A 17487-nucleotide genomic window follows, 5' to 3' on the forward strand; every position below is an offset into this window, starting at 1 on the left:
CGACGGGGCGGCGCCCCGGTAAGAACTTTATCGGCCCCGCGGCCCCGGGCGGCACGTGGCGGGCCGCCCACCTGCGGCGATGTCCGCCGTCGCGCTTTCCTTCAACCCCGCGCCTCCCTTCAGCGCTGCTCAATTACGGAACATGACGACGGCGGCGGTGCGGCTTGGCGCGGCAGATGTTACGTTTTTGGGGAGTAATGAGTACCGGTGTGAAGCCCTGACTGGCCGGTCGGCAACCCTCCCTTTCGCGGCGGGGTGCCTCAGGTGAATACTCGGCATATCGACCGATTCGAGCTGCAAGCGTGAAAGAAGGAGATCCGTCGTGTCTGACGCACCTGCCCCCGACGAAAAATTGTCCTACCGCCTGATCACCGGCCCGGATGACCGTTCATTCTGCGAGCGGATCTCCACGGCCCTGGCCGACGGCTATGTGCTGCACGGCAGCCCGGCAGCCACCTTCAACGGCACCAGCGTGATCGTGGCGCAGGCAGTGGTCCTTCCGGCGGCAATCGCCTCGGCCGATGCCGCGGTTGCCACCGCAGTGGATGAACTGGACGCCGAATTTGAAGGCGAGTTCGACGGCGAGGGCCACGCATGAGCTACGCGGGAGACCTCACGCCCCAGGAAGCATGGGAGAAGCTGGAACAGGGCGCCATCCTGGTGGACGTCCGCACCGAGGGCGAATGGGCCCACATCGGCATTCCGGACACCAAGGCCACGGACAACGACCCCCTCTTCATCCAGTGGACCTTCCCCGGCGGCATCCCCAACCCCGACTTCATCAACGACCTCAGCCAGCAGGCGCCCGAGGACCGTTCAACCGAACTGGTGTTCCTGTGCCGCTCCGGCCAGCGGTCCATCGCGGCAGCCATCGCGGCCACCCGGGCCGGCTTCACCTCCTACAACGTGCTGGAGGGCTTTGAAGGCGAGCCGGACCGCTATGGCGAACGCACCGTCAACGGCTGGAAAAACCGCGGCCTTCCCACCAACCTCGGAAAGAACTAAGTGACCTTCAACCAAGACGCCCCCGGCTGGAACCCCGACACCCAGGCTGTCCGTGGCGGGCTGGACCGCACCAACTTCCAGGAAACGTCCGAGGCCATTTTCCTGAACTCCGGCTTCGTCTACGAATCCGCGGCAGCAGCTGAACGCGCCTTCACCGGCGAGGACGAACGCTTTGTCTACTCCCGCTACGGCAACCCGTCCGTGGCCACCTTCCAGGAGCGGCTCCGGCTGCTGGAAGGCACCGAAGCCTGCTTCGCGACGGCGTCGGGCATGTCCGCGGTGTTCACCGCGCTTGGTGCCCTGCTGGCTGCCGGCGACCGGGTGGTGGCCGCCCGGTCGCTGTTCGGTTCGTGCTTCGTGATTTTGAACGAGATCCTTCCCCGGTGGGGCGTGGAGACCGTCTTCGTGGACGGGCCGGACCTGGACCAGTGGCGCGAGGCCCTCTCCAAGCCCACCACCGCCGTCTTCTTCGAATCCCCGTCCAACCCGATGCAGGAGATCGTGGACATCGCCGCGGTCAGCGAACTTGCGCATGCCGCCGGCGCCAAGGTGGTGGCGGACAACGTCTTCGCCACTCCCCTGCTGCAGCGCTGCGGTGACCTGGGCGCCGACGTCATCGTCTACTCCGGCACCAAGCACATCGACGGCCAGGGCAGGGTCATGGGCGGCGCCATCCTGGGCACCAAGGAGTTCATCGACGGCCCCGTGAAACAGCTCATGCGCCACACCGGGCCCGCACTCTCGGCGTTCAACGCCTGGGTCCTGACCAAGGGCCTGGAGACCATGAGCCTGCGCGTGAACCATTCCTCCGCCACGGCGCTCCGGCTCGCAGAGTGGCTGGAAGAACAGCCCGCCGTGAGCTGGGTGAAGTACCCGCTGCTCAAGTCCCACCCGCAGTACGACCTGGCGGCACGGCAGATGAGCGCCGGCGGTACGGTCCTCACGCTTGAGCTGGCTCCCTCCGGCGGGCGCTCCGGCAAGGAAGCGGCCTTCGCACTGCTGGACGGGCTGCGCATCATCGACATCTCCAACAACCTTGGTGATTCGAAGTCCCTGATCACGCACCCCGCCACCACCACGCACCGCGCCATGGGGCCGGAAGGGCGCGCCGCCATTGGGCTCAGTGACGGCGTGGTGCGGCTCTCGGTAGGGCTCGAGGACCCGGAGGACCTCCTCCGCGACCTGGAACAGGCACTCAAGCAGATCTAGCCGCGCGGGAAGCCCTAGCTCCTCTGGGTCCGGGCGACGCGCTTCCTCACTCTCGATGCGCAGATTCCCTGGCGCGCACCAAATATGGGCCGCGAGGAGGAATCTGCGCGTCGGGAATGGATATGCGCATCGAAGGTCAGCTCTGGCGGACCCGCAGCAGTTCGGGCGTGCCCTCCACGTCAGCTAGATCCAGGGCATCCCGCATGGTCACGTTGACGGCCTGCCGCACCACGGCGCCGAACCCCATGTCCTCCGGGGGCGGTCCCGCCAGCGCCTTGTCCCGGGCGCGGCGCTGTTCGGCGGCTCCTGTTCCGCGGGCGATGATGTCCTCCACCCCCTGCCGTGCCAGTGCCAGCTCCCCCTGTTCGGACAGGACGGGAGCCAGGTAATCCACCAGGGACCGGACCACGTCCGCGGCCGGTGCGGGCCGGAAATTCCCAAAATCCAGGAGTTCACCGCTTAGCCCGGCGCTGCTGGCCTGCCACGAGGCCATCCGGAGGAGGACGGTGGGAACCGGCGCAGGATCCACGTCGGCCTGCCATTCCCTGCTGGCGGATTCCACCAGCGCCCGGACCAGCACGGCAATGAGCGCTGCATCCTCGGCACGAAGGCAGACGTCCGCCACGCGAACCTCGACGGTGGGGTGGTTGCGGGACAGCCGGGCGTCGAAGTACAGCATGCCCTCATCGAGCATGACGCCGCTTTCCAGCAGCCGCGTCACCACGCGCCGGTAGGCAGGGTACGTCCCGTAAATACCGGCCGGGCCCGCCGTGGGCCACCGGTTCCAGGCCTGGGTGCGGTAGCTTTCAAACCCGGTTGGAACGCCGTTCCAGAAGGGTGAATTGGCGCTCAGGGCCGTCAGCACTGCCAGCTTGTCGCGGATCCGGTCCAGGACCGCCACGCCCTCTTCGGGCGATTCGATGAACGTGTGCACATGGAAGCCGCAGGTCAGCTGCTCCTGGGCGGTGAGGCCGAAGCGCTCCAGCATTTTGGCGTACCGGGGGTCGGGCGTCGTGTGGGTGGTGGAGGCCAAGGGCGAGGTGGCGAGGGCCGCCACCCGGGCGCCATGCTTCCTGGCGGCCTGGTCCGCCAGGGCGCGGCCCGCGCGGATCTGTTCGAGCAGGCTCCCGTATTCGAGGCACGGACGGGTCTGGGTCTCGATCTGCTCAAGCTTCAGCTCGGCACTCAAGCCCATCTCGTCGTCGTAATCCGCCTGTTTTCCGGAGTGGTGGACCTCCGGGTCCACGGGAAGATCGTCAGCCGCAACGCGGTGGCCGGCCAGGAGGGCGTCGGCCAGGGCAAGGGGTTCCCCGGACTCCGGATCAACGATCAGGAGTTCCTCCTCTACGCCAAAAGTACGCATACGAACATTCTGCGATACTTGTCCGGCATTCGAGGGGCCCCGGCGATTCATGACGAACCGTGAATGCTAGTCCTGGAAGTACTCCACCTTGGCGCCAATGGTGTTCAGGCGTTCCGCCAGGTCCTCGTAGCCACGCTCGATCACGTAGATGTTCCGCAGTTCGGACACGCCCCGGGCGGCGAGCATGGCCAGCAGCAGGCAGGCGGCCGGACGAAGCGCCGGCGGGCAGCCCACCTCGGCGGCGCGCCACTTGGTGGGCCCGTTGACGTAGATCCGGTGCGGATCCAGTAGCTGCACCTGCGCCCCAAGCCTGTTCAGCTCTGTCAGGTAAATGGCCCGGTTCTCGTAGACCCAGTCGTGGATCATGGTCTGGCCATCGGCGTTCGCGGCAATGACGGCAAAGAACGGCAGGTTGTCGATGTTCAGCCCGGGGAACGGCATCGGATGGATCTTGTCCTCCGGGGCATGCAGCCCGGAGGGCTTGGTGGTGACGTCCACCAGCCGGGTGCGGCCGTTGCGGGCCATGTACTCGCCCGAAATTTCCAGCTTCTGCCCCATCTGGCCCAAGGTGGCCAACTCGATTTCCATGAACTCGATGGGCACCCGCCGCACCGTGACCTCGGAATTGGTGACGATGCCGGCCGTGATGAGGCTCATCGCCTCGATGGGATCCTCGGAGGGGAAGTACTCGATCTCCGCGTCAATGTCGGGCCGGCCCGTGATCTTCAGGGTGGTGGTGCCCACGCCCTCGATGGTGACGCCCAGCATCTGCAGGTAGAAGCACAGGTCCTGCACCATGTAATTGGGGCTGGCGTTGCGGATCACGGTGGTTCCCGGCCGGTGCGCCGCGGCCATGATGGCGTTCTCGGTGACGGTGTCCCCGCGTTCGGTGAGGACGAAGGAGCGGTCCTGCGCGTCCGCCGGCGGAGCCTGGACCGTGTAGAAACCGGCCGTGGCTTCCACGGCAAGCCCAAACTGGCGCAACGCCTGCATGTGCGGTTCCACAGTTCGGGTGCCGAGGTCGCAGCCGCCGGCGTAGGGCAGCCGGTACTCCCGCGACTCATCCAGAAGGGGACCCAGCAGCATGATGACGCTGCGGGTCCTGCGCGCCGCGTCAACGTCCATGGCTTCCAGGTCCAGGACGGCGGGGCGGCGAAGACGCAGGTCAGTGTCGTTAAGCCAGGTGCACTCGACGCCGATGCTGGTCAGCACTTCGACGATGCGGTTGACTTCCTCGATCCGTGCCAGCCGGCGGAGCACGGTGGTGCCACGGTTAATCAGGCTGGCGCACAGCAGGGCGACGCCGGCGTTCTTGCTGCTGTTGACATCCACGGCACCGGAGAGGGTACGGCCGCCCTCCACCCGCAGGTGCGTCATCTGCGGCTTGCCGACGTTGACGATGCTGCGGTCGAAGATCTTCTCCAGCCTCTGGATCATCTTCAGGCTCAGGTTCTGCTTGCCCTGCTCCATCCGGGCAACGGCGCTCTGGCTGGTGCCGAGCTCGGCGGCCAACTGGCCCTGGGTCCAGCCCTTCTCGCTCCGGGCATCCCTCAACATGGCGGCAACGTGCTCAGCGGTCTCCTGCGTCATACCCGCAAATATATCATAGATGAGTTACGCGAGCCCTGATCGGCCACCGGTACGGGGCACCGGGAAAGCCTCTACCCACTGCATGCGATAGGAATCACCTGGGCCGGACCGCCAACATCAACTGCCCAGCCACACCATGTTCCAGGTCCCGGCGGCCAGGGCAGCAAATAGCGCGAGGCCGGCCACCAGGACACCGCCGGCCACCACCCCAAGGTCCAGCGCGCTGAACGTGGATTCCCGGGCCCAGGTCCGGCTGCCGCCGCCGAAACCGCGGGCTTCCATGGTCACGGCAAGCCGGGACGCGCGGCGGATGGCCTGCACCAAAAGCCCGAAGCTCTGCCCCAGCGTGGCCTTCACCCGCTGGGCCACGCTGCCGCGCGAACCCACGCCGCGCGCACGCCGGGCCATCCCGATGGTCTGCCATTCTTCAGCCATGAGCCCCACCAGGCGCATCGCGGCGAGCGTTCCCAGGACAAAGCGGTGCGGCAGTCGCGCCTTCTGCGCCAGCGCGTCGGCAAGGTCCGTGGGATCGGTGCAGCTCATCAGGAGCACGGCCGGAAGGGCGATCGCAAAGCCGCGCAGGAGGAAGCCGATGCCCAGCTGCAGGGAACCTTCGCTCATGGACCAGATCCCGGCGTCGAGCAGGATCCGGCCGCTGTCCGGGGCCAGGATGGAGGTGCTCCAGCCACCCACGGCAGCGGCGAGGATCAGCGGCCAGCCGCGCTGCCACAGCAGGTACAGGGTGAGCCCGGCCAGGGGAAACAGCAGAAGCTCAAAGACCAGGGCCACGGACGCCGAAACCCAGTCGATGGACAGCGCCAGGACGGCGGTGATCAGCAGGACGGCAGCGAACTTGCTTAGTGGATTGGCGCGGACCAGGAGGGCATGGTTGCCGCCCAGGGTGAGTTGCTGCCTCATGGCGCCACCGCTTCCGCCGCGGCCATCCGCAGTTCGGCCCCGCCCAAGGCCTGGGTGAATTCGGCGTCATGGGTCACGGACACCACGGCAGTGCCGGCATCCAGGAGCTCGGACAGGAAGGACGCCAGCTCGGCCCAGGTGTTGGCGTCCTGCCCGAACGTGGGTTCATCCAGGACCAGGACCTGCGGGCTGGCGGCAAGGACGGTGGCCACGGACAGCCGCCGCTTCTCGCCACCGGAGAGCGTGTAGGGGTTGGCGTCCACCAGCGCGGTGAGCCGCAGCCGCTCCAGCAGTTCGTCCACCCGATCCCCGCCGTGGCCCAGGTGCCGGGGGCCGAACAGCAGTTCGTCAAGCACCTTGCCGGTCACGAACTGGTGCTCCGGCTCCTGGAACACCGTCCCCACTCGGGAAATCAGCTGATCCGCCTTCCACCGGTACGGGTCAATGCCGGCACCGCGGCTCAGGTCCATGGTGGCGGAGACCTTTCCGGACACCGGTTCCAGCAGCCCTGCCAGGGTCAGGGCGAAAGTGGACTTACCGGCGCCGTTGGGACCCGTCACGGCGAGCGCCTGCCCGGCGCGCACCTGCGCGGCCAGGCCTTCCTGGACCGGTGACGGCGGAATCTTCCTTAAGCCCTTGCGTCGGGGACGTTCGCGGGCGACTCCCAACTGTTCGGCCGCGAGCAGGAGGTTTCCCGTGCCGGGGGCCGGGACCACCGCCCGGGCACGGGTTGCCGGGACGTAGCCGGGGACCCACACACCGGCGGCGGCCAGCATGGCCCGCGCCTCCGTGAGCACCTGGTCCGGCGGCCCGTCCAGGAGTACGGCAGGATCCGCGGCGGAGCCCGGCTGCAGGACCACGATCCGGTCCACCAGGTCCTTCCACACGGACACCCGGTGCTCCACCACCACCAGCGTGGCCCCGGTCTTGTCCAGGCACCGCGCCACGGCATCGCGGACCTCCAACACGCCGTCCGGGTCCAGGTTGGCGGTTGGCTCATCCAGGAGGATCAGGCCCGGGCGCATGGCCAGGATGCCGGCCAGCGCCAGGCGCTGCTTTTGCCCGCCGGACAGGGCCGACGTCGGGTGGTCCAGCGGCAGGTGGGACAGTCCGACGTCGGCAAGCGCCTCGTGCACGCGCGCCCAGATTGCTTCCCGTGGGACGGCAAGGTTTTCGGCACCGAAGGCGACGTCGTCCCCCACCCGCGACAGGACCACCTGCGTCTCGGGGTCCTGCTGCATAAGTCCGGCGCGCCCGCGCTGGGCGCGGGGCACGGCGCCGTCAACCAGCAGCGAACCCGACTCGTCGGCGTCCCCCGCCTCGCCGCCGTCGTCGTTAATGTCCCCCAGCACCCCTGCGAGCGCATGCAGGAGCGTGGACTTCCCGGCACCCGAGGGGCCGAGCAGGAGCACCCGCTCCCCCGGGCTGATGTCCAGGTCAAGCGCGTGGACGGCAGGCTTGGCCCTGCCGGCATGCCGCCACCCCCAGCCCCGGGCTGTGACGGCGGCAGGGCGGACGGTGCCGCCGTCACGCTGGGCTGGTGCCATCAGGAGAAGACAGGCTCCGTGGCGGCCTTGCGCGAAGCGAAGGAGCTCAGCACGCCCGTACGCGCCAGGCCGCGCGTGGCCAGCCAGGACAGGGCGCCGGCGAGAATGGCGCCGGAGAGGGTGGTCAGCACGATGTACGCCAGCTTGTCCGCACCGGAGTAGGCGATGTTCCAGCCCCACGGTGCGAACGAGTCATTCAGTCCGCAGAAGAATCCAGCCGCGGCGCCTGCCAGCAGGGAGACGGGCAGGTTGAACTTGCGGTAGACGAAGATGGCGAAGATGATTTCCGCGCCGAGGCCCTGGATGAAGCCGGAGAAGAGGACCGAGGCACCGTACTGGGAACCCATGAGGAGTTCCCCGGTGGCGGCCACGGTTTCACAGAACAGGGCGGCTCCGGGCTTGCGGATGATGAGCATTCCCAGCACGCCGGGAATCATCCAGCCGCCCGCCAGCAGCCCGGTCAGGGGCGGGTAGGCGGCATTCATGGGGGCAGAAAGCGCGGCTGCTCCCTGGTCCCACGCCCAGAAAATGACGCCGCCCGCGATGGCCACCAGCGCGGCGACCACGATGTCCACGACGCGCCAGGACTTACTGGTGGTCTTCTTGATTGCTGCAGTACTCATGTGATCCTCCTGGGAAACAGGAGGGGAAAGTGGACCCGGCTGACGGCTGTTGCCGTGCAGCCGCGGCACTTTGAGAACTCGACTCCCTTGCGCCGGTACTAACCGGATCAGGTTCGAGGGTCTGCGGCTGTCCGCACTCTCAGCGCCCACCTGCGGTGCCCGGCTTGTGCCAGGATGTCCGACGGCGGCGCTCCCCTGTCGTTATTAGTGGTGCTTTTGGATGGGTAAGGCTTTTTGAACTGCCCTTCCGGGCGTGGTCAAGTTTACACCTGGCGGGGGTAGATTGAGGGCCATGAGCGCCATTCCACCGGATGTGACCGGATTCGATCCTGATTCCGCCGACGCCCAGCTGGAGGGGTCACTGGAAGCGTCGATCGCCCGCATCGAGGCGGAGGTCCGGGAGCTCCAGTTCCCCGGCTTTTCGCTGGATGACGCGTTGAACCTGGGCCTGCTCCTGGTGGAGCTGGGCAAGGAGCGGTCCCTTCCCATCGCCATCGACATCACCAAGGGCGAGCAGGTCCTGTTCCACGTCGCGCTCCCGGGCGCCACGCCGGACAACGGGCACTGGATCCGCGCCAAGCAGCGCACTGCCGCCCGGTACGAGGTGCCGTCACTTTTGGTGGGGCTTCGCGGCCGGCTGGGCGGCGGCCGGATCGAGGACAACGCCTGGTTCGATCAATCCCGGTATGCAGCCCATGGCGGCGCCTTTCCGATCTACGTCACCGGCGTGGGCGCCGTGGCCACGGTGACCGTCTCCGGGTTGCCGCAGCTGCAGGACCATGACCTGGTGGTTGAGGCGCTGCGCGACATCCTGGGGTCGTCGCTGCGGGATTAGGCGCCGGTTGACCTGCCGCCAACAGGAAGCCTGCTTAGCTTTTATTAGTAATCATGCTTACTATATTGGTTCCCGGGTTTCGAGGAGGACAGGGCATGGGAGTCACCATGGGCGGTCCCGCGTTCGTTCCCGTCACCAGCGCGGCAGACCAAGGAGCACCATGAGAATCCCGGAATCCAGAGGCCCCCTCAGCAACGCCCTGTTCGCACTCCTTGCGCAGGCTCCGGCCGAAGCCGGGACGGGGCTGGACGGGCTGTACCACCTCGCGGCACGGCAGGTGGCCGGCACTAATGACATCATCGGCGACGAGGACATCCAGCTGGCCCTCTTCTGCCTCTACGAGCTCCACTATTCCGGCCTGGCCGGCGTCTCCGACAACTGGGAGTGGGAGCCGGCGTTAATCCGGGTCCGGCAGCTGGTCGAGGCACCGTTTGAGGCAGCCCTCCGTGCTGCCGCGCACCAGGCCGCCGCAGACTTCGAACTGCCTGCCGGTGCCCTGACCAGCGACCAGGTCGCCGACGTCCTGTTCGGCCTCGCAGCCACGGACACCGGGCCCAGCGTCTCCCGCTACGTCGCCAGGAGGGCGGGCCTGGACCAGCTCCGGGAGTTCCTGATCCACAAGTCGATGTACCAGCTGAAGGAAGCCGACCCGCATACATGGGCCATTCCGCGGCTCAGCGGACGGCCCAAGGCGGCCCTGGTGGAAATCCAGGCGGATGAATACGGCGGCGGCCGCCCCGAGCGCATGCACAGCGCGCTGTTCGCCCGGACCATGCGCGGTTTGGGCCTCGACGTCAGCTACGGCGCGTACGTGGATGCCGTCCCCGCCGTCTCCCTCGCGTCCGTCAACCTCATGTCGCTGTGCGGCCTGAACCGGCGGCTCCGGGGTGCCATCACCGGCCACCTGGCGATCTACGAGATGACCTCCTCCCAGCCCAACCGGTTCTACGGCAACGGATTCCGCCGGCACGGTTTCGGCGCGGACATCACCCACTACTTCGATGAGCATGTGGAGGCCGACGCCGTCCACGAGCAGATCGCAGGCCGGGACCTCGCCGGCGGCCTCGTCGAAGCCGAGCCGGAACTCCTCGCGGACGTCCTGTTTGGGGCCACTGCCGCCATGGCCCTCGACGGCCGGCTGTCCGCCCATCTGATGTCCTCATGGGAAGCCGGGGCATCATCGCTGCGGGCGGCCGTACCGGCGGCAGCATGACTACGACGAAAGCGGTGCAGGCATGAAACCCGGACAGCATGGAACAGGATCGGACATGGACCACGAATCCGCCGCGGGCTCCATCGTGGTCTGCCCGGACGGGCCCCTGATCGTCAGGGGTGATTTCGAGATCGTCACCCCATCCGGGGACGCGGTGCCCCGCGACCGCAGGACAGTTGCGTTGTGCCGCTGCGGCGCCTCGGCCATCAAGCCCTACTGCGACGGCACGCACAAGATGATCAAGTTCCGCACCGAGCCGCCCGCGAAGTAGTCCAACAAGCCATTTAGTCCAACAACCTGCCTGCAGCACGCCACGGCCTTGCCCGGACCGGCACGGGCGTACGGCTAGGCTGGAGGCAGTCCGTTTTCCGCCCGCAAGGAGTAATAGGAATGAACCTTTTCATCAAGCTGCTCGGAACCGGGGTGAGCCTCGGCGCAGGCCTGGCCGGCACCAAGCTGGTCAACACCATCTGGGAGAAGACCACCGGGCAGAAAGCCCCCACCGGCAAGAACGAGGATGTCCCCACCAGCCTGCGTTCGGCGTTGACCTTCGCGCTGATCTCGGCGTCGGTCAGCGCCATCATCCAGGTCCTGGCCAACCGCGGCACCCAGCGCGCCATCACCCGCTTCGCCAAGTCGCAGGACATCGTCTAGCTCCCGGCATTACCCGCCGCCGTCGGGGCTGTCTTTCCGGGCAGCCTCGGCGGCGGCTTTTTGCACCACGGCCTCCAGCTCGTCGGCCGTGAGCAGCTCCCGGTGCAGGTGCTTGGTGCGGTACCCCGCGCGGCCCACCATGTGCGCGGACACCGGTACGGTGAGCAGCTGGAAGATCCAGGCAACCACCAGGACAGGCCATACCCACCATGTCCGCATCTGCAGTCCAATAGCCGCCAGCAGCAGGAACAGGCCCAGGACCTGCGGTTTGGTGGCCGCGTGCATGCGGCTCAGCAGGTCGGGGAAGCGGAGCAGGCCGATGGCGGCGCCCAGGGACATGAGCGCCCCCACCACCATGAATACTGCCGAGACGGCGTCGATCCAGCCGTCGGGACCGGACAAGTCAGGATTCATCGGGCTTCACCCTTCGGTCCGCCACAAAACGGGCCACGGTGACGGACCCGATGAAGCCGATGATGGAAATGGCCACCACCGGCATGAGGTTGTTCAGGTGCCGGTTCACGGCCATGTCGATGCACAGGGCTCCGGCCAGGATGGCCAGGAGGACGTCGGCCGCCAGCACCCGGTCCAGCAATGACGGGCCGCGGGCGATCCGCATGATGGCACCGGCCGCAGCAAGCGAGAAGATGACGGCTGTAACAGCCAGGACAACATGCATCACGTGGCGGCCTCCATTCGGACGGCTTCGAGTTCCTCCGGGCTGCCCATGATGCGGATCAGGCCGGCCTCGATGGACCGGACTTCGTTCCGCAGGCCCTCCACGTCCTGCTTGGAGGCGATGTTGAGCGCGTGCAGGTAGAGGGTGGATGTGGAGCGGTCCACCTCGACCACCAGGGACCCCGGGATCAGGGAGATCACGTGGCCGGTGGCGGTGACGATCAGGTCCTGGTGGCTGCGCAGCCTCACCGCAACGACGGCGTTGGTCACCTTGGGGCCGCGGACCGTGGCCAGGTACAGCACCTGGGCGCTGGCCACCACCACTTTGCCCACGAAGGCAAGCGCGAAGGGAACCGCGTAAAGGATGTTGAACCGGCCGCTGAGCTCCACCGGCGGAAGGTAGAACAACCGGGCCACGCCCACTGCCAGCAGGGCACCGAAGAGGAGGTTCCCGGGGCTGAAGTCCTGCCACAGGGCGCCCCAGACAATCACCAGCCAGACCAGGAGAGGCAGTTCCTGGCGCAGGGAGATGCGTTTGCGGCTCATCGCATACCTCCCACGGCAGGCGTGGCGGGAACCGGGACATCAGGGCCCAGGACTGACTGGATGTACGGGGTCCGGTCCAGCATGTCCCGCGCTGCCCGGTCCGAGAGCCCGAACAGCGGCCCGGCAAAGACGGTCAGGGCAACGCCCAGCGCCACCAGGCCCAGGGTGGGGCCCACCATGGTGCGCGGCAGGAGGGTCACGGTGTTCAGCTTGGCGCCCGGTCCCGACACCCGGGCCGGGCTGGCAAGGAGCACCGGATCCGGATGCTCAGCGTCGGTGGGTCTGCGCCAGAACGCACGGTTCCAGACCCTGGCAACGGCCAGCAGGGTCAGGAGGCTCGTCACCACCCCGCCGATCACCAGGGCGTAGGCCAGTGGCGTGCCCAGCTCAACGCCGGCCTGCATCAGGCCCACCTTGCCGAGGAACCCCGAGAAGGGCGGGATGCCAGCGAGGTTCATGGCCGGAACGAAGAACAGCATCGCCAGCATGGGCGACAGTTTGGCCAGGCCGGCCAGCCGGTCCACGGAGGAACTCCCGCCCCGCCGTTCGATCAGGCCGGTGACCAGGAAGAGGCTGGTCTGGATGGTGATGTGGTGGGCCACGTAGAAAACCGCTGCGGCCAGCCCGGCAACGGAGGACATGGCCAGGCCGAACACCATGTACCCGATGTGGCTGACCAGGGTGAACGACAGGAGCCGCTTGATGTCGCTTTGGGCCAGGGCACCAAGGATGCCCACCACCATGGTCAGCAGCGCCGCCACCATCAGGGGGGTGTTGAGGGTGTCCCCGGGGAACAGCAAGGTCTCGGTCCGGACCATCGCGTACACACCCACCTTGGTGAGCAGCCCGGCGAACACGGCGGTGACGGGGGCCGGCGCCGTGGGGTAGGAGTCAGGGAGCCAGAAGGACAGGGGGAAGACGGCGGCCTTGATGCCGAAGGCCACCAGCAGCATGACGTGCAGCAGGGTCCTGGTGCCCTGGTCCAGGTCCCCGAGCTTGATGGCCAGATCCGCCATGTTCACCGTTCCGGTGGCGCCGTAGACCATGGCTATGGAGATCAGGAACAGCACCGAGGACACCACGGACACCACCACGTAGGTGACGCCGGCGCGGATGCGCGGCCCGGTGCCGCCCAGCGTCATCAGGACGTAGCTTGCCGTGAGCAGGATCTCGAAGCCCACGTATAGGTTGAAAAGGTCCCCGGACAGGAACGCGTTGGACACCCCCGCCACCAGGATCAGGTAGGTGGGGTGGAAGATCGAGACCGGGGCGTCCTGGTCGCCGTCGGCCATGCCCTGCCCGGTGGCATACACCAGCACGGCCAGGCTCACGGCGGAGGACACCACCAGCATCAGGGACGAGAACTGGTCCACCACCATCACGATGCCCCACGGCGGCAGCCAGCCGCCGATGGCCACGGCAGCGGTCCCGCCGTTCCACGCCGATGCCAGCAGGAGGCATTCGAGCGCCAGCGTCAGCGAGAGCAGGGCGATGCTCACCGCGCGCTGGGCCCGGGTATGCCGGATCAGCAGGAAGGTCAGGGCAGCGCCCAGGATGGGAAGTACGACGGCGAGCGGGGCAAAGCTTGCGATGTTCACTTTCCGCCTCCTTCCGGGCCGGAGTCGACGTTGAGTGAGCCGGGCTTTTCCTCCGCGGCAGCGTGTTCGGCGGGCATCTCCCGGCCGCCGGCCACAAGCGTGGCCACCGGCTGGTCCGTTTGCAGATCTGCGTTGTTGTTGGACGCTGCATGGTTTGAGACGTCCCGGCCGTCCGATCCCAGCATGGTGAGCGGGAACTCGGAGGTTTCCGCCGGAACTTCGGCGTCGTCCTCCGCGTCGAAGCTGGGGGTCGCCGCCACGCGGCGGTCTTCCAGGTCGTCCTGGATGTCGTCCTGGCGCGCCAGCAGCCAGGTGCGGTAGATGATGCCGAGCATGAACGCCGTGACGGCGAAGGAGATGACGATCGAGGTCAGGATCAGGGCCTGCGGGAGCGGGTCGCTGTAGTCCTGTGCCGGGGTGTCCTTGGCGAACAGCGGCGCCAGTCCTGCATAGCCCCCGGTGGCCAGGATCAGCAGGTTGGTGGCGTTGGCCAGGAGCATCAGCCCCAGCAGCACCCGGGTGAGGCTGCGTTCCAGGATGAGGTAGATGCCGCAGGCATACAGGGCGCCCATGACGATCAGCAGGGTCAGGTTGACGCTCATGCGTGGCCCTTTGCGGTGGTCTCGGCGGGGACGGTGTCGGGCTCCAGCGGGGGTTCCAGGTCCCGTTCAGCCTCCAGTTCCGGCTGCCCGGGACGGTCGATGTCCGGCTCGTCCTGGTGTGGGGCGGCCGCCGATCGTTCCTCCATGTGCTCGTCAATTTCGGCCCCGAGGCTGCGCAGCACGTCAAGCACCAGCCCCACCACCACGATGTACACCCCGATATCGAAGATCGTGGAGGTGACGAATTTGATGTCCCCGAAGACGGGCAGCCACACCTGGATGATGGCGGACTGGAACACCTGGCCGCCCAGCAGCAGGGGCACCACGCCGGACACGGCGGCCAGGGCCAGGCCGGTGCCCAGCAGCGCGCCGGCGCTCAGTGGCGCCGCCTCCCGCAGTTCGAAGCGTCCGCCTGCCAGGTAGCGGATAGTCAGCGCCAGGCCGGCGGTGAGGCCGCCGGCGAAACCGCCGCCCGGCAGGTTGTGGCCGGCCAGCAGCAGGTAGAGCGAGAAGATGATCATCGAGTGGAAGAGCAGCCGGGTGACCACTTCGAAGATGATGGAGCGCCGTTCGGGGGCCAGGGTGCGGCCCGCGACGATCCAGGGATCGCGGGCTGCGGCTGCGAACCTGCGGCTGATGGCCAGTGCCGCGCCGTCGCGGGAGCCGGGATCCACGCCGTGGGACCGTCCCACCGTGCCCTCGGCAACGGATGCGGACCGCTGCAGCCGGTCGCCGCGCCCGCGTACGAAGATCAGGCTGGCGACGCCGGTGGCGGCAAGCGCAAGGACGCTGATCTCGCCGAAGGTGTCCCAGGCGCGGATATCCACCAGGGTCACGTTGACCACGTTCAGGCCGCCGCCGCCCTCGTAGGCAAGCTGCGGGAACTGCAGTGATACGGGCAGGGCGGTCCGGGCGCCCATGGCGAAAATGGCCGCGAACACCATGGTGGCGCCGAAACCCAAACCGATGATGACGCGCACCACCCGGTATTTGCCGCCTGTGCGGTCCCGCAGTTCCGGCGGGAGGCTGCGCATGGCAAGGACGAACGCCACCAGGATGATGGTCTCCACCAGCATCTGGGTCAGCGCCAGGTCCGGAGCGCCCTGCAGGGCGAACACCAGGGCGATGCCGTACCCGGTCACGGAGACCATCAGCACAGCGAGGAAGCGTTTGTTCGCCTTGACGGCGGCCAGGGCGCCGATCACGATGCCCACCCCGGCCACAAGCTGCAGCGGGGAGTTGGGATCCACCAGGTAGACGTTCTGCGGCAGGGGGTTGCCACCCAGGAGGATGGCCGTGAGCGGCAGGACGAACGCCACGCTGAGGATCACGGCAAGGTAGAAGTACAGTGAGCCGCGCTGGGTCCGGCCGGTGATCCAGACGGCCACGTCGTCCAGGGCGCCGATGGTCAGCTGGTAGGCACGGTCGCCGTCCACCCAGGCCGGGACCAGGGACTGGACGCGGGCCACCGCGTTGCGGCCAAGATACATGGCCGCGCCAAGCACGAAGGTGACGGCCGTCAGCCCAAGCGCCGGGGTCAGTCCGTGCCACAGCGCAAGGTGGCCCGCCTGCGCGGCCGGAGTGCCGGCGTCGGGCGCTGTGGAAGCGAACAGCGCCGCGTACGGCTGGATCCAGGCCTCCACCGGCACGGGCCAGAGCCCGTACACGATGGTCAGGACGCTGAGGACGGCAGGGGCGGCGAGGAAGGAGGGCCGGATGGCTTTGAAGGGGATGGGGTCCACGCCGGGTTTGACCGCGAAGGCACCCCACATGAAGCGGGCGCTGTAGGCGAACGTGAGGATTGACCCCACCACCAGCCCAGCCAGGACCACCGTGCCCCACGGTCCGGAGTGCGGGTCCGCGGCGTGGTGCACTAACGCCTCCAGCACGGATTCCTTGGCGACGAAGCCGGCCAGCAGCGGAACGCCCGCCATGGACGCGGCACCGATGCCGGCCACGATGCCCAGCGCACGGGAGGAACGGAAGACCCCTGACAGCTTGCGCACGTCGCGGGTTCCGGACTGGTGATCGATGATGCCCACCACCAGGAAGAGCGTGGCCTTGAAGAGGCCGTGGGCCAGCAGCATGGCAAGGCCCGACAGCGCGGCGTCGGGCGTTCCCAGGCCCACCGTCATGGTGAGGAAGCCCAGCTGGCTGACGGTGCCGTACGCGAGGATCAGCTTGATGTCGGTCTGCCGCAGTGCCCGGTAGCCGCCCACCAGCATGGTGGCCAGGCCCAGGCCCAGGACCACGGGCTGCCAGTAGGCCGTCGCGGAGAATCCCGGAGCGAGGCGCGCCACCAGGTAGATGCCGGCCTTCACCATGGCGGCGGCATGCAGGTAGGCGCTGACGGGGGTGGGCGCGGCCATGGCGCCGGGGAGCCAGAAGTGGAACGGGACCAGCGCGGACTTGGTGATGGCACCCACCAGGATGAGCACGACGGCGGCACCCACCACGGCGCCGGACGGTCCGGACGCCAGTGTGGAAGCCTGCTCCAGGATGCTGGAGATACGGTACGTGCCGGCGGTGTAGCCCAGCATGATCAGGCCCACCAGCATGGCCAGGCCGCCGGCAGTGGTGACCATCAGTGCCTGGAGGGCGGACCGGCGGGCGGCAAGCCTGGTCCGGGCGAAGCCGATCAGCAGGTAGGACAGGATGGTGGTCAGTTCCCAGAAGATGAACAGCAGCAGCAGGTCATCGGCGGTGACCAGCCCGAACATGGCACCGGCGAAGGCCAGCAGCTGGGCGCCGAACGGGCCGAGGTCCTGGTCTTTCCGTTTGAAGTACCGGGCGCAATAAACCAGCACCAGGGCGCCGACGCCAAGCACCAGCAGTGACATCACCCAAGCCAGTGCGTCCATGCGGAAGGCGAATTCCAGGTGGAGGCTGGGGATCCAGTCCCAGGCCTCGGTGACGGCTCCTGACCCTGACCCTGAGTAGACGGGACCGTGCTGGAACACCAGCCAGCCGAAGGAAGCAGCCGGAACGGCAGCCAGCGCGTAAAAGGCGTTGCGGCCCCAGAGCCTGAAGAGGAAGGGCGCGAGGACAGCCACCGAAAAGTGCACGGCAAGGACTGTGATCACTGTATTCTCCGCAACGTCAGGAA

Annotated in this window: 18 protein-coding genes and 2 riboswitches; of the genes, 7 read left to right on the forward strand and 11 right to left on the reverse strand. The window is 67.6% G+C overall.

The genetic code is table 11. From position 1 onward, the window contains the following. Positions 1-193: 193 nt before the first annotated feature. Positions 194-309: riboswitch (SAM riboswitch) on the forward strand. Between the two features lie 13 nt (positions 310-322). The 3 genes from ASG79_RS13820 to ASG79_RS13830 are packed head-to-tail and all read left to right on the forward strand — an operon-like array spanning position 323 to position 2214. Then, the gene (locus ASG79_RS13820) at positions 323-598 is read left to right on the forward strand and encodes a DUF1737 domain-containing protein (protein WP_018769988.1); all 276 of its coding nucleotides are present in this window, start codon (positions 323-325) and stop codon (positions 596-598) included. Then, a complete protein-coding gene (locus ASG79_RS13825; protein WP_018769987.1) occupies positions 595-1005 on the forward strand; it encodes a rhodanese-like domain-containing protein in 411 nt (136 codons plus the stop codon). The genes ASG79_RS13820 and ASG79_RS13825 overlap by 4 nt, the downstream gene beginning before the upstream one ends. Next, entirely contained in the window at positions 1006-2214 is a 1209-nt protein-coding gene (locus ASG79_RS13830; RefSeq protein WP_056391915.1) for an O-succinylhomoserine sulfhydrylase, read from the forward strand. It begins immediately after the preceding gene. A gap of 136 nt (positions 2215-2350) precedes the next feature. Here ASG79_RS13830 and ASG79_RS13835 read toward each other — a convergent pair whose 3' ends face one another. The 5 genes from ASG79_RS13835 to ASG79_RS13855 all read right to left on the reverse strand — a co-directional run bounded on the left by ASG79_RS13835 (position 2351) and on the right by ASG79_RS13855 (position 8255). Continuing rightward, positions 2351-3577, reverse strand: coding sequence for a glutamate--cysteine ligase (locus ASG79_RS13835; protein ID WP_056391918.1), 1227 nt, complete (start codon positions 3575-3577; stop codon positions 2351-2353). Positions 3578-3643: 66 nt separating this feature from the next. Beyond that, positions 3644-5167 carry a UDP-N-acetylglucosamine 1-carboxyvinyltransferase gene (locus ASG79_RS13840; RefSeq protein ID WP_056391920.1) on the reverse strand — a complete coding sequence of 508 codons (1524 nt, stop codon included), beginning with the start codon at positions 5165-5167 and terminating at the stop codon, positions 3644-3646. Positions 5168-5284: 117 nt separating this feature from the next. Beyond that, positions 5285-6085: an energy-coupling factor transporter transmembrane component T family protein gene (locus ASG79_RS13845; protein ID WP_056391922.1), complete on the reverse strand. Its 801-nt coding sequence runs from the start codon at positions 6083-6085 to the stop codon at positions 5285-5287. After that, the gene (locus ASG79_RS13850) at positions 6082-7632 is read right to left on the reverse strand and encodes an ABC transporter ATP-binding protein (protein WP_056391924.1); all 1551 of its coding nucleotides are present in this window, start codon (positions 7630-7632) and stop codon (positions 6082-6084) included. Before ASG79_RS13850 ends, ASG79_RS13845 begins: the two co-directional genes overlap by 4 nt. Next, entirely contained in the window at positions 7632-8255 is a 624-nt protein-coding gene (locus ASG79_RS13855) for an ECF transporter S component (protein WP_018769981.1), read from the reverse strand. Before ASG79_RS13855 ends, ASG79_RS13850 begins: the two co-directional genes overlap by 1 nt. 66 nt (positions 8256-8321) lie before the next feature. Further along, a riboswitch (TPP riboswitch) is annotated at positions 8322-8462 on the reverse strand. 85 nt (positions 8463-8547) lie between these two features. Here ASG79_RS13855 and ASG79_RS13860 point away from each other — a divergent pair. The 4 genes from ASG79_RS13860 to ASG79_RS13875 all read left to right on the forward strand — a co-directional run bounded on the left by ASG79_RS13860 (position 8548) and on the right by ASG79_RS13875 (position 10957). Continuing rightward, positions 8548-9090 carry a heme-degrading domain-containing protein gene (locus tag ASG79_RS13860; protein ID WP_082581760.1) on the forward strand — a complete coding sequence of 181 codons (543 nt, stop codon included), beginning with the start codon at positions 8548-8550 and terminating at the stop codon, positions 9088-9090. A 160-nt stretch (positions 9091-9250) separates the two neighbouring features. After that, entirely contained in the window at positions 9251-10303 is a 1053-nt protein-coding gene (locus tag ASG79_RS13865) for an iron-containing redox enzyme family protein (protein WP_056391925.1), read from the forward strand. Positions 10304-10358: 55 nt separating this feature from the next. Then, positions 10359-10574, forward strand: coding sequence for a CDGSH iron-sulfur domain-containing protein (locus ASG79_RS13870; protein ID WP_056391927.1), 216 nt, complete (start codon positions 10359-10361; stop codon positions 10572-10574). Between the two features lie 119 nt (positions 10575-10693). Next, entirely contained in the window at positions 10694-10957 is a 264-nt protein-coding gene (locus ASG79_RS13875; RefSeq protein WP_018769977.1) for a DUF4235 domain-containing protein, read from the forward strand. Positions 10958-10966: 9 nt separating this feature from the next. On the opposite strand, the gene mnhG is transcribed toward ASG79_RS13875, so the two are convergent. From mnhG to ASG79_RS13905, 6 genes are read right to left on the reverse strand one after another with little or no spacing between them, the layout of a single operon-like run. Continuing rightward, positions 10967-11371, reverse strand: coding sequence for a monovalent cation/H(+) antiporter subunit G (gene mnhG / locus ASG79_RS13880; RefSeq protein ID WP_018769976.1), 405 nt, complete (start codon positions 11369-11371; stop codon positions 10967-10969). After that, complete coding sequence (locus ASG79_RS13885; protein ID WP_200953182.1) at positions 11361-11636, reverse strand: monovalent cation/H+ antiporter complex subunit F; 276 nt, start codon at positions 11634-11636, stop codon at positions 11361-11363. The genes mnhG and ASG79_RS13885 overlap by 11 nt, the downstream gene beginning before the upstream one ends. Then, on the reverse strand, positions 11636-12181 hold the full coding sequence (locus ASG79_RS13890; RefSeq protein WP_018769974.1) for a Na+/H+ antiporter subunit E: 546 nt from the start codon (positions 12179-12181) through the stop codon (positions 11636-11638). The genes ASG79_RS13885 and ASG79_RS13890 overlap by 1 nt, the downstream gene beginning before the upstream one ends. Beyond that, positions 12178-13779, reverse strand: coding sequence for a Na+/H+ antiporter subunit D (locus ASG79_RS13895; protein ID WP_018769973.1), 1602 nt, complete (start codon positions 13777-13779; stop codon positions 12178-12180). The genes ASG79_RS13890 and ASG79_RS13895 overlap by 4 nt, the downstream gene beginning before the upstream one ends. Then, positions 13776-14381, reverse strand: coding sequence for a Na(+)/H(+) antiporter subunit C (locus ASG79_RS13900; RefSeq protein WP_018769972.1), 606 nt, complete (start codon positions 14379-14381; stop codon positions 13776-13778). Before ASG79_RS13900 ends, ASG79_RS13895 begins: the two co-directional genes overlap by 4 nt. Continuing rightward, positions 14378-17464, reverse strand: coding sequence for a Na+/H+ antiporter subunit A (locus tag ASG79_RS13905; RefSeq protein ID WP_056391930.1), 3087 nt, complete (start codon positions 17462-17464; stop codon positions 14378-14380). Before ASG79_RS13905 ends, ASG79_RS13900 begins: the two co-directional genes overlap by 4 nt. Positions 17465-17487: the final 23 nt, after the last annotated feature.

The sequence above is a fragment of the Arthrobacter sp. Soil761 genome (assembly GCF_001428325.1).
GTDB lineage: Bacteria > Actinomycetota > Actinomycetes > Actinomycetales > Micrococcaceae > Arthrobacter.

Bases quoted from the DNA above. Each gene is read 5' to 3' on its own strand.
- ASG79_RS13825 (WP_018769987.1), top strand. From the start codon at position 595: ATGAGCTACGCGGGAGACCTCACGCCCCAGGAAGCATGGGAGAAGCTG.
- ASG79_RS13835 (WP_056391918.1), bottom strand. From the start codon at position 3,577: ATGCGTACTTTTGGCGTAGAGGAGGAACTCCTGATCGTTGATCCGGAG.
- ASG79_RS13840 (WP_056391920.1), bottom strand. From the start codon at position 5,167: ATGACGCAGGAGACCGCTGAGCACGTTGCCGCCATGTTGAGGGATGCC.
- ASG79_RS13845 (WP_056391922.1), bottom strand. From the start codon at position 6,085: ATGAGGCAGCAACTCACCCTGGGCGGCAACCATGCCCTCCTGGTCCGC.
- ASG79_RS13850 (WP_056391924.1), bottom strand. From the start codon at position 7,632: ATGGCACCAGCCCAGCGTGACGGCGGCACCGTCCGCCCTGCCGCCGTC.
- ASG79_RS13855 (WP_018769981.1), bottom strand. From the start codon at position 8,255: ATGAGTACTGCAGCAATCAAGAAGACCACCAGTAAGTCCTGGCGCGTC.
- ASG79_RS13860 (WP_082581760.1), top strand. From the start codon at position 8,548: ATGAGCGCCATTCCACCGGATGTGACCGGATTCGATCCTGATTCCGCC.
- ASG79_RS13865 (WP_056391925.1), top strand. From the start codon at position 9,251: ATGAGAATCCCGGAATCCAGAGGCCCCCTCAGCAACGCCCTGTTCGCA.
- ASG79_RS13870 (WP_056391927.1), top strand. From the start codon at position 10,359: ATGGACCACGAATCCGCCGCGGGCTCCATCGTGGTCTGCCCGGACGGG.
- ASG79_RS13875 (WP_018769977.1), top strand. From the start codon at position 10,694: ATGAACCTTTTCATCAAGCTGCTCGGAACCGGGGTGAGCCTCGGCGCA.
- mnhG (WP_018769976.1), bottom strand. From the start codon at position 11,371: ATGAATCCTGACTTGTCCGGTCCCGACGGCTGGATCGACGCCGTCTCG.
- ASG79_RS13885 (WP_200953182.1), bottom strand. From the start codon at position 11,636: ATGCATGTTGTCCTGGCTGTTACAGCCGTCATCTTCTCGCTTGCTGCG.
- ASG79_RS13890 (WP_018769974.1), bottom strand. From the start codon at position 12,181: ATGAGCCGCAAACGCATCTCCCTGCGCCAGGAACTGCCTCTCCTGGTC.
- ASG79_RS13900 (WP_018769972.1), bottom strand. From the start codon at position 14,381: ATGAGCGTCAACCTGACCCTGCTGATCGTCATGGGCGCCCTGTATGCC.